The 9,780-nt window shown below is 65.1% G+C and carries 11 protein-coding genes and 1 pseudogene; 10 read left to right on the forward strand and 2 right to left on the reverse strand.

Annotated features, from left to right (window positions below):
* The 5 genes and pseudogenes from C1I98_RS41810 to C1I98_RS29025 form a co-directional block, all read left to right on the forward strand.
* Positions 1–212, forward strand: a pseudogene (locus tag C1I98_RS41810) (pilus assembly protein); the annotation flags it as partial.
* A complete protein-coding gene (locus C1I98_RS29010) occupies positions 212–616 on the forward strand; it encodes a TadE/TadG family type IV pilus assembly protein (protein ID WP_111170583.1) in 405 nt (134 codons plus the stop codon). The pseudogene C1I98_RS41810 and the gene C1I98_RS29010, both read left to right, overlap by 1 nt.
* On the forward strand, positions 613–1,002 hold the full coding sequence (locus C1I98_RS29015; RefSeq protein ID WP_111170584.1) for a pilus assembly protein TadG-related protein: 390 nt from the start codon (positions 613–615) through the stop codon (positions 1,000–1,002). The genes C1I98_RS29010 and C1I98_RS29015 overlap by 4 nt, the downstream gene beginning before the upstream one ends.
* Positions 1,003–1,046: 44 nt before the next feature.
* Positions 1,047–2,798 (forward strand): LysM peptidoglycan-binding domain-containing protein, encoded by a 1,752-nt coding sequence (locus C1I98_RS29020; protein WP_111170585.1) that lies wholly within the window; start codon positions 1,047–1,049, stop codon positions 2,796–2,798.
* A gap of 102 nt (positions 2,799–2,900) precedes the next feature.
* Positions 2,901–3,389, forward strand: coding sequence for an AfsR/SARP family transcriptional regulator (locus C1I98_RS29025; RefSeq protein WP_111170586.1), 489 nt, complete (start codon positions 2,901–2,903; stop codon positions 3,387–3,389).
* 51 nt (positions 3,390–3,440) lie between these two features.
* On the opposite strand, the gene C1I98_RS29030 is transcribed toward C1I98_RS29025, so the two are convergent.
* Positions 3,441–4,217, reverse strand: a complete 777-nt coding sequence (locus tag C1I98_RS29030) for a hypothetical protein (RefSeq protein WP_146607683.1) — start codon at positions 4,215–4,217, stop codon at positions 3,441–3,443.
* Between the two features lie 14 nt (positions 4,218–4,231).
* Positions 4,232–4,870, reverse strand: coding sequence for a hypothetical protein (locus C1I98_RS40725; protein WP_146607684.1), 639 nt, complete (start codon positions 4,868–4,870; stop codon positions 4,232–4,234).
* A gap of 861 nt (positions 4,871–5,731) precedes the next feature.
* On the opposite strand from C1I98_RS40725, the gene C1I98_RS29035 reads away from it, so the two are divergent.
* The 5 genes from C1I98_RS29035 to C1I98_RS29065 all read left to right on the forward strand — a co-directional run.
* On the forward strand, positions 5,732–6,544 hold the full coding sequence (locus C1I98_RS29035) for a hypothetical protein (protein ID WP_111170588.1): 813 nt from the start codon (positions 5,732–5,734) through the stop codon (positions 6,542–6,544).
* A gap of 775 nt (positions 6,545–7,319) precedes the next feature.
* Entirely contained in the window at positions 7,320–7,844 is a 525-nt protein-coding gene (locus C1I98_RS29045) for a hypothetical protein (protein WP_146607685.1), read from the forward strand.
* Between the two features lie 227 nt (positions 7,845–8,071).
* Complete coding sequence (locus tag C1I98_RS29050; RefSeq protein WP_111170591.1) at positions 8,072–8,560, forward strand: hypothetical protein; 489 nt, start codon at positions 8,072–8,074, stop codon at positions 8,558–8,560.
* A 141-nt stretch (positions 8,561–8,701) separates the two neighbouring features.
* Positions 8,702–8,968 (forward strand): hypothetical protein, encoded by a 267-nt coding sequence (locus C1I98_RS29055; protein WP_111170592.1) that lies wholly within the window; start codon positions 8,702–8,704, stop codon positions 8,966–8,968.
* Positions 8,969–9,333: 365 nt separating this feature from the next.
* A partial coding sequence (locus tag C1I98_RS29065; RefSeq protein WP_111170594.1) for a hypothetical protein occupies positions 9,334–9,780 on the forward strand: 447 nt, incomplete at its 3' end.

Here is a 9,780-nt window from a genome sequence, read left to right on the forward strand (position 1 = left end):
GAAGTGCGGGGGCGGGGCGGGCCGAGGCGTCCGCGCTGCTGTCGCGGCTGGGCGGCTCGGTGCTGCGGTCGCCGCAGGTGTCGGTGACGCGTACGGCGGAGGTCGCACGCGTTCAGGTCTCGGGGGTGGCGCCGGCCGTCGTGCCGTTCTTGCGGCTTCCGGCGACGACCGTCGCGTACGGGCCGGTGGAACGCTTCCGGGGCGACCGGTGATGGGTGACGATCGAGGGTCTATCACCGCGGAGGTCCTCCTGCTGACGACGCTGCTGATCGTGCTCGCGCTGTTCGCGGTCGCCGCGGGCCGGCTCGTGACGGCACGGCTGGAGGTCAACAACGCGGCCCATCAGGCCGCGCGGGCCGCGTCGATCGCCCGTACTCCGGCCGCGGCCGAGTCGGCGGCGCGGAAGGCAACGGCGACGGCGCTGGCGGCCGAGCGTGTGACCTGCGCCGAGCGGAGGGTGAGCGTCGGGCTGGCGTCCTTCCGGCCAGGCGGAACGGTCACGGTGTCGGTGACCTGCACGGTGAAGCTGTCGGATGTGGCGCTCGTCCGGCTACCCGGGAGTTCGGCGCTTACGGCGTCGTTCTCCGCGCCGATCGATTACTGGAGGTCGAATTGACCGGCTTCGTGGTGGCCATCATCGGGGCGCTCTTCCTGCTCTGCGGGCTGGTCGTGGACGGTGGGCTCGCGCTCGGTGCGCGGGTACGTGCCCTGAACGAGGCCCAGGAGGCGGCGCGCTCCGGGGCCCAGCAGCTCGACCTGGCGGCGTACCGGCGCGATGGCACCGTACGGCTGGACGCCACTCGGGCACGTACCGCCGCCCTCGCCTACATCGCCGCCACCCCGGACACCGCGGCCGTGGAGGTCATCGGCGACACGGTGACGGTCACCGTGCGGGCGGTCCAGCCGACGCAGATCCTCGGGCTGGCGGGGCTGGGGTCGATTCGGGTTACGGGGAGGGCCACCGCCGTGGCCCAGCGTGGGGTGACGGGGGTCATCAGGTGATCAGGTTCCTTCTTGTCGTTGGTCGGGTTCTGGCCGTTTGTGCCTTGCTCATCGGGGTGGAGGTCGGCATACCGGTGATGCTGGTCCGTTTCGCGGGCTGGCCACTGCCTCGCACGATTCCCACGGGCGGGGACATCGAGGCGTTCCTGATGAATCCGATCTCGGAGGAAGTACTGCTCAAGGCACTTGCCTGTCCGCTGTGGCTGCTGTGGGGAGCGTTCACGGCGGCGTTGGTGGTCGAGGCGGCTGCGGCGGTCCGTGGTGTGGAGATCCATGTGCCGATGCTCGGGCCGTTGCAAGGCATCGCGGCCGGATTGATCGGTTCGCTGAGTTTCGCCATGCTGCCCATCGAGGCCGAGGCGGCCTCGTTCAGTACGCCCGGACGGCCCGTCGTGGACGCTCCACAGCATGTGGATCCGCGAACCCATGTGGTCAAGAAGGGGGACAGCCTCTGGTCGATCGCCAAGCACGAGCTGGGGGAGTCGCGGAACTGGCGGAAGATCTGGAAGCTGAACTCCCATCGCCGCCAGGTCGATGGGCAGGTGTTCACCGACCCTGAACACATCCGCCCAGGCTGGAAGCTCCGACTGCCCGAACTCCGCCCAGAGGCGATCACCCTGGACCACACCCGCTCGGTGGCCCTCATCCCCGAGGCGCAGCCCAGCGCTGCACAGCCGGCTCCCGCCAAGGCGCAGGCGGAAGACCTCGGAGGGCGGCTCGTCGTGACGATCAACGTGCCGTCCGGCGCCGTGATCGCTCTGTCGGCGGCAAGCGGCGTCTGCGCTGCTTACGCCGCCGCTCAGTTCCACCGCCGCCGCCGGCGGCGATCTGATGACCCGGTTCGCCCTCCCGCCGTCGTCCAAGCCGCTCGCAGCGCCTTCTTCCAGCCCTTCCGTGATCAGGGCGTATCGGTACCCTCGAACGGCGATCTCATCCGGCAGATGTCGTCTATCGAAACCCCGGACCGCCTGGTGATCGGCACCCACGACGACGGTACGGCTGCCGTGGTACCCCTGGGTGGACTCAGCCTCGGACTCGCCGGCCCAGGATCCTTGGACGTCGTCCGTGCTCTGCTGCTCGACCTCCTCCACCAGGCCGGCAACTTCCGCCTGGAGATCATCATCACGACCGCCGACGCCGCGGCCATCGTCGAACTCGACCGAGACGGCCTGGACGCGCTCGCCAACCGCCTGCCAGGCGTCACGCTCGTCGATTCACCAGCCGACCGGTTGGAGGAGATCCACTTCACCCGAGGACGCATCCTCGCAGAACGCGACGCCGCCGACATCGACGAACTACGCCAACGCGACCCCGGCGAACTCCTGCCGAACGTCCTGCTCATCGGCACGATCGAAGACGACACGGCATCACGTGTCCAATCGCTTGTGACAGCCGGCGCTCAGTACGGGCTCGGCGCACTGCTGCTGGGAACCTGGACCTCCACCTGCCACATCGGCCCCGACCACCGGGCGACCACCGCAGAAGGACCGTACGCCCGGCCACTGCACAACGCCTCCCTCGTACACCTACCGGCCGCCGATCTCGTGGACGCCCTGCGCAACCTCGCCGACGCACAGCCTGTGGACAACGCCCCCGACACCCCCGCACCGACCGCAACGGCGATCCCCTGGGAGCACGCCACACCGATCCGCGTACGCGTCCTGGGCAAGCCCGCCGTCTGGGTTAAGGGCCATGACCGGCCACTACGCATCCGAGGGCTGAAGCTACTGCTCCTCGTCTACTTCGCCCTCCATCCACAGGGAGCCACCAAGGAAGCGATCGGCGAGGCCCTGTGACCGGGCAAGCAACTCGGCCACGAGTTCCACAGCCTCCTCCGCCACCTCCGTGACGCCCTGGAAAAGGCCACCGGCCTCACCGGCGAGCCCTTCATCCAGGCCATGGACGACGAGACCTACCGCATCGACCCTGCCAAGATCAGCTACGACCTCTGGGATTTCCACGAAGCCACCAAGACCGCGCGCACCACCCGCGACCCCGACACCCAACGCGCCGAACTCGACCGGGCGGCATCCCTCTGCGGCGGCGAGTTGGCCGCCGGTATCCATGAGGATTGGGTGCTGGACGAGAAATACCCGCTCACCCTGGCCCAGGTCGACGTACTCACCCAGTTCGCCTCACTCTGTCAGGCAGACGACCCCGACCGCGCTGTGGACGCCCTCGAACGCGCCCGCGAGATCGACCCAGACGCGGAAGAAAGCTGGTGCCACCTGATCCGCCTGCAGCTGCAGCTCGGCCGCCCCGATCAAGCCCGCCATACGGGGCAGTTGCTCCAGGCGCACCTTCATACCCTCCAGGTCGAACCCACTACGGACACCGAGGAGCTGCTCGCAGCCATCGCAGCTCGGGGTGGATTCCGCCGAGCCTGACCGCTTGCAGCCCCTCGCTACAGCACGATGACGCTAGCTGCGACTGCCGGCTTAGTCGGAGATGCCTTTGCTTTTGAGCCGGGCGACCAGATCATGCACGGTCTTCGATTCCAGCCATGCAGGTCCGCCATCCTCAAGCGGCTCCAATCCGCCGACAAGCGCGGACGTGTCGGAGTTGCGCCGGGCGGAAAGTTTCGAGTCTTCGAGGATCAGTCCTTGGGGAGGTAGCGACATGATCCGCGCTCCAGCGGGAAGCGGCTGCCCGGGGTGCACGATCTTCTGCTCATATGGAGGGCGGGCGCGAAGGAAGACGACTACCTTGGTTCCGGTCGGTATGGACGCTTCGAAGTCAGAAACCGACTTTTCCGGCTTCCACTCTTCTGCGGGCTTGGGATCATCCCTGATGACGGCGCCCTGGTCGAACTCGATGTAAGCGGTGTCCTCCGGCATGTGAGGCTTGCCGGTGGCCCCCTTCAGCGGATCGGTGATTCGTACGCGCATGACGACCCGGTATTCCAGTGGCCCTCCTGGGTAGCTTGCGGTGGCGGGCCCTTGCTGCCAGCCGTCGACGACACCTCCGGCAACTGTCTGCTGCGTGGCGGCGAGCTCTTCGGGCGATGACATGACAGGGTAGTCCATATTCCGTATCCGGAGCAGGGAAACGTCCAGCGCTCCGCCGACCAGCTCGGAACGGTACCTTCTCACTTCATCGAGGGTCATGCCCTGTCCGGTGCGGGCCGCCTGTGGTTCTGGGCCCGTACCGCATCCTCCGATGGCGAGCACTGAAGCCAGAGCAAGGGTGATGATGCATGTGCGCTTCACGGTCATCGTCTCCGTCAAGGTCAGGACCACCAGGGGTTCGCATCATCGATGTGATGTTCACTGTATTTGTGAATCCATGATCCTGCGGGGTTGTCTGATCGAGTTACATCGCCACTGGCCATACAGTCGAGCTCGTTCCCCGGAGGAATGTCGGGAAGCGAAGGCAGGAACGGACTGTAGTGGTCCATTCCTGCGGTATGGCCGAGCTCATGACAGACGGTCTTGATGTATTGATGGTGCGGGTCTGCCTCAGAATCGATCAGTTCAGTGTTGATCTTTGCGAAGCGCTGGTCGCAGTGATTCGAATTAGAAGCCGTCCGGACCCGGCACGGCGCCTCGCCGTATCCAACATTTACCCATATGTCGAACCAGGCCACATCGGTGGCCGGGTCTCCGTCTACGTCCGAAGGCTTGGTGTCGCAGGTCGCGTGTAAGGGAACGCCTGGTATCGTGGTCGCGCTCGCGAGATAGTTCATTGCTCCTGGAATGTAGGACTTGAGTCCTGATCCGACAGAAGACGTGTAGCAGTAACTGTGTGTACTTTTGTCGGGGAAGATGTCATCGAAGGGCCAAGGGTCGGCCGACGCAGGAATTGCTGATGCAAGAATGATGGCGGCCGTCGCGCTGATAACAGCTATAGGGTTTCGTCCGAATCCCATACATTTCCTCTCTCGAGCATATCTCGACGCAGTTGATCATCACATCTTACTGGAGGATGCACAAGGATTGATCATTTTGTATCACTGTGCTACTCGCCTAGGTTGTAGGGATGCATGACGTGTTTCATCGGCTACAGTACGAACTTACCTCCGCATGACCTGCGGAAAGGTGGGCTTCGCTGGCTCTATCAGGCCTACTGAAACTCGCCGACGTTTGCTTGCGGCAACTCTAAGTGATTCGTTCGGGATGGTATTAACTAGGTTTTAGGGGCATCCGTTCGTGCATCTCTATGTGCGATATGTGTTGCCACCTACTGGCTGCCCACTTACGCGATCGACCTCAAGCCGGCCGGGGGGATCTGGCCGATACTGTGGTGCACGACGCTGGACAAGTGCGCCTTCACCGCCCGGCAGGGGAACGCCTACACCGACCTGAGGACGCGAGAGCCACGCGTCAGTCACGGCGCACCGGACGGGGCGACCGCCGACGTGTGCGCAGGTCGGTCTTGAGCGCGAAGCCTTGGTAGGCGTGTTCGTGCTGGTAGAGCGAGCGATTAGGGGTGCGGTACCAACCCCGACTCGTAGGCGTATGTGCCACCTCTGTTAATGGGCAGGGTGCAGCCACAGTCTGATTCAACGAACAAAATATCACCCTACAGCTAATCCAGAATTACCCGGTCACCTTTTCCGTATTGAGGTACGCATTTCCGTGAAGTCGAGCCGGTCGCGCTACGTTTCGCCAGACCAGTAGCCGACACTCCACTGAATGCAATTGCCTTTCTTCTCCCTTCGCGATTGAATTGGGTTGTCGAAAGCAAGGGTGGCACGCGAAACGTGTGTCATAGGAGATCGGAGCCGACCATGGCGAACGAAATTCCCGGCAGGTACGTCCCGACCAGTGTCCCGGGGGCGACCCTCACATCAGAGGACATCGCGCGGATAACACCAGACGACTGGAAGGAAATCCGAGACCTCGCGCGTGGATACTGCCGCACAGTGGACGCCGCGCGTTCCCGGAAGCGGATGGATGGAAGCGCGACCGTAGTTCGCGACGGTCACGCACCCTACGGTACCGACGACGTTTCGGACGACGTCACTCAAGATGCGGTGCTCATGTTCGCACAGCGTTTGCGCGATATCACGGCCAAGTGCCAGATCGCGTCGACCAGTACGCCGGACGATCCAGCATGGATCTATGTCCGACGTGACGGTAGCGAAATGATCGTCACGCGGACCACTCTCAAGCGGTGGGCGGTCCGCGATGCCGCCGCCCGCAACGGCTACCGGGCTGATCTCCCCGCAGCTCAGAACAACGGCACGCACAGTGATCAACCCGTGAGCGCACCGCCGCAGGCCGAAACCCTCACGCGGGCCGTAGTCGCGTCGGGGGTGGCTCAGAACAGCGAAGCGATTTTCCGGACGGCCTACGGCGACGGCCGTGACTTCCCGGTATTGGCGCGCGTCTACAAGTTCGCCTCACAGGCGGAGGATCTCGGGCGGGCCGGTGTGCTGGCGTCGGTCGCACAGGAGATGTACGGCGGTTCGTACGGCTCTCGCTGGAACGTCATCAAAGTGCGCGACGCAGCGAGAGCAGAGTGGTCCGACCTGTCGGCGCGCCTGGATGACGCCAGGGACACGATGATTTACAGAGGGACGGAAAGCGCGGGCGACTGATCAGACGCACCGTTGGCCCCAGGGTTGTTGCCCTGGGGCCATTCTTATGTCATGCCGGTTCCTCGGTAAGCCAGTTCTTCAAGCAGTCGGATTCCCAGCAAGATCGGGCCAGCCGATAGACGATCGGCCCGGCTTGCCCGCCGTATTTATATGTGAGCAGAAACAACGCCCCCTAACCACATTCTCGATTTGATGAGAATGTGTCCTGCCAAGACGTCCGCCACCGTCCGGATACTTTCTGGCCACTATCCACAGCGCGGTACGGACGGCGAGCCATGTCCGGCGTGACCCTGGCCAACCACGCCGACACCACCGGTGAACACCACAACGGCTCACCACTCCAAAGGATTACACGATGACACTGTCACCAAAGATCATCAGAGTTATGTGCCTGATCGGCGTACTGGCGCCTACCGTCGCGTGCATGGCCGCACCGCAACGCCCCATCGTCGCCAAACGGGTGCAGCCCAAGGTCCACTCAAAGGAGCTGGACTGTGGGGGTAGACAGATCGCGGGTCGGCAGGCTGACGGATGCGTCCGCACAACGCGGTATGTGCCCGCGCGGTACTGGCTGATCACCGGGAGAGGCGAGAGGCTGGAGGTCTCGCCCGAGCAGTACAGGAGGTGTCGGGTCGGCGACCGTTACCCGGCCTGCGTCCGAGACTGACAAGGCGAGCTCCACAGTTTCCTCAGTACGGCAGATGCCGCAGTGTCGTTGCTGCCAGCGACCAGGTGTCATCTGCGGGACACTCGACCGGGGGAACGAGGGGCATGAATGAATGAGATGACGGCTGAACTCCTGTTCGATGTGGTGCGCCGGTTGGAGAAGTGCATCGTGTCCCGGAGTTCGCCCGCGATCGTGGCTCTGCAAGGAGCGCGCACACTGGTGCTCAGCGACTATGACCATTCGCGCGACATCTCCAGCGCTGCTGCCTTCGAACGCCGTGCCGCGCTCAAGGCTCGCGAGATCGCTGCGATCCGCTGGGTGCTGGCCGTTCCTCAGGTGTGGGTGTTCACGCCGCCGGACGCGGTCTCGGTGCGCGCCGTGTCGAACCATCCGCTGCGGGAAGGCGAGCAGGAGGCCATCACCTGGATGAGCTTCGATCGGGGCGCCGGTGTGGACTACGGGCGTGTCGCATACGCTCGCCGTCCGAACGGCGATCCGGTGTTCGAGGAGCCGGAGATGTTCCAGATCGGCATCCGGCCGACCCCGGCGTCGCCGGGCTACACGCTGCTCCAAGCCTTCCTTACCGAACTCGGTGAAGGTACGGAGCCGACTCCCAAGGGAGTCGGCTCCTGACCCCCTTCCATACCCGGCCGTCGAAAGCAAGGGTGGGGTCGGAGGCCGCTCCCCAGGATAGGGGCTCAAGGCCCTGGGTGTCGGGGGTCGGCGTGACAGCTCAAGACTAGATAAAGATCCAGCTCAGGCGATGTTCTCCGACTTCCCAGGCGACTAAACGGGTATGATGTAGTTAGTTAGAGCGCGGGACGCACACCCGCCACAACCCCACGACAAGAAGGAGTCCTATGAAGGCCACCAAGACCGCTCCAATCCCGCGGACCATGCATTACCTCCCCGGCGTGACCCTCCGCCTGACCGGCGCGGCGGAGACCCGCGTGGTCCCCCGACGCGACCAGGTGGATGCCTACCTTCCCGGGGCCATCGTGATCCTGTGGGATGAGCAGGCCGCCTGGACCATGATGACCGTCTGGCGCAACGCGTGCGGTCAGGCGGAGCGAGTGTTCGGCGCGTGGCGCGCCGCAGGCTATACGGTGATCAACCGGCACACCAGCCACATCACCATCGGGCTGCAAGGCAAGCAATCGGTGGAGGTGTTCGCCCGCAACTACCTCCACTCCCGCAGCCAGTGCGGGGAACTGGCCATAGCGGTCGGGCCGCTGACCATCGTGGCCGACGATCGGGAAGCATACGACCGGCAGGTGGCGACCTGGCGAGAAGCCGCTGCCGCAGCGAACGCGGTGTTCAACCGGAAGAGAGGCCGCGCCCGGCGATAGCAGGGACGGCAACTTCGGGGGCAGCCCGCGGGGCCGCCCCTGAAGTTATCCACAGAACAACGCTCCGGACGTCGCCGCCCCGCGCGACCCGTCATCCTGAAGGGGACGCACGAGCGCACCGCCCCCCGGAAGAGGAGCACCATGTACGAGATTCGCGATCCGGCCGGGCGGGTCCTCGGTACGGCGGACACGATGAGCCTCGCCGAGGCTCGCCTTGACGAGCTGACCCACGACCGGCCTGGAGAGCCGCGCCGCGCCGGCACCTGGACCATCGTCGATACCGAGACCGGGGTCGTAGCCGCCGAACTGACCCGCTACGACGGGCCATCGACACCCTTCCGGTCCATCTTGGCCACACTCGCCCACCTTGATGCAAGCTCACCAGAGCCGCCAGAAGAGCAAAGCTAAAGCTCCAGCTCAAGACACTGTTATCAAACCCCGTCGCCGCCTCACGAACAGGGAGGGCCGAGCATCAGGCCGCCCACACCTACCCCCTGACCAGAGCAGATCTGGAGGCGCACAGACTGCCACACCACCTCGCTTGTGGCAGTCAGTGGCGGCCGGTGATACGGGCAGCGCCCGCTCGCACACACCGGCCGCCGACGTTCCACCCCACGAGGAAGGAACGCCCTCAACCCTACCGACCCGCCAGCTCATCGACTCCCTACCACCAGGACGCCCTAGCACCGCCGCGCACCAGGCACCGGCTACGAGATTGCCCGCCCCCCTGAGCAGCAGTCGCCGCCGAGCCGTTGAGGTGGAAGATGGTGGACATGACGAGGGACGACGACCAAGGGGGCGAGACGATCACCCTCGCAGAATGGGCGAAGGAGATCGGTCGCACGCCTGAGCACATCGCCATACGCTGGCGGCCGGCCCGAGACTTCCCACGCCCGACCGGCCGCCGCCGACGGCCGGGCATTCCCGGGCCCGGCGAGCCGGTGTACGACCGCCGCGCCCTCGAGACCTGGCTCGCCGAATGGGAGAAGACCCGCGCCCGCCCCCGCCGCCGCTATGAGGTCCCCGGCGATCCCAACGAGATGCGTACCCTCGGCGCGATCGCCCGACTGCTCGGCATCGACGGCAAGTCGCTCTCACAGTACCGGCCGATGTTCGACACGCATGCGGCCCACCGCGACCAGGGGGCCCGCAGGCTCTACCGCACAGGCGATGTGGTGGAACTGCTGAACAATCGGCGGGGGCGGGCGCGGGTCTTCTCC

Origin of the sequence: Spongiactinospora gelatinilytica (genome assembly GCF_003236385.1) — a bacterium.
GTDB classification, from domain to species: domain Bacteria; phylum Actinomycetota; class Actinomycetes; order Streptosporangiales; family Streptosporangiaceae; genus Spongiactinospora; species Spongiactinospora gelatinilytica.

Excerpts from the sequence above, each read along its gene's own strand:
- C1I98_RS29030 (WP_146607683.1), bottom strand. The coding sequence starts at position 4,217 with ATGACCGTGAAGCGCACATGCATCATCACCCTTGCTCTGGCTTCAGTG.
- C1I98_RS29035 (WP_111170588.1), top strand. The coding sequence starts at position 5,732 with ATGGCGAACGAAATTCCCGGCAGGTACGTCCCGACCAGTGTCCCGGGG.
- C1I98_RS29010 (WP_111170583.1), top strand. The coding sequence starts at position 212 with ATGGGTGACGATCGAGGGTCTATCACCGCGGAGGTCCTCCTGCTGACG.
- C1I98_RS40725 (WP_146607684.1), bottom strand. The coding sequence starts at position 4,870 with ATGGGATTCGGACGAAACCCTATAGCTGTTATCAGCGCGACGGCCGCC.
- C1I98_RS29045 (WP_146607685.1), top strand. The coding sequence starts at position 7,320 with ATGAATGAGATGACGGCTGAACTCCTGTTCGATGTGGTGCGCCGGTTG.
- C1I98_RS29055 (WP_111170592.1), top strand. The coding sequence starts at position 8,702 with ATGTACGAGATTCGCGATCCGGCCGGGCGGGTCCTCGGTACGGCGGAC.
- C1I98_RS29025 (WP_111170586.1), top strand. The coding sequence starts at position 2,901 with ATGGACGACGAGACCTACCGCATCGACCCTGCCAAGATCAGCTACGAC.
- C1I98_RS29050 (WP_111170591.1), top strand. The coding sequence starts at position 8,072 with ATGAAGGCCACCAAGACCGCTCCAATCCCGCGGACCATGCATTACCTC.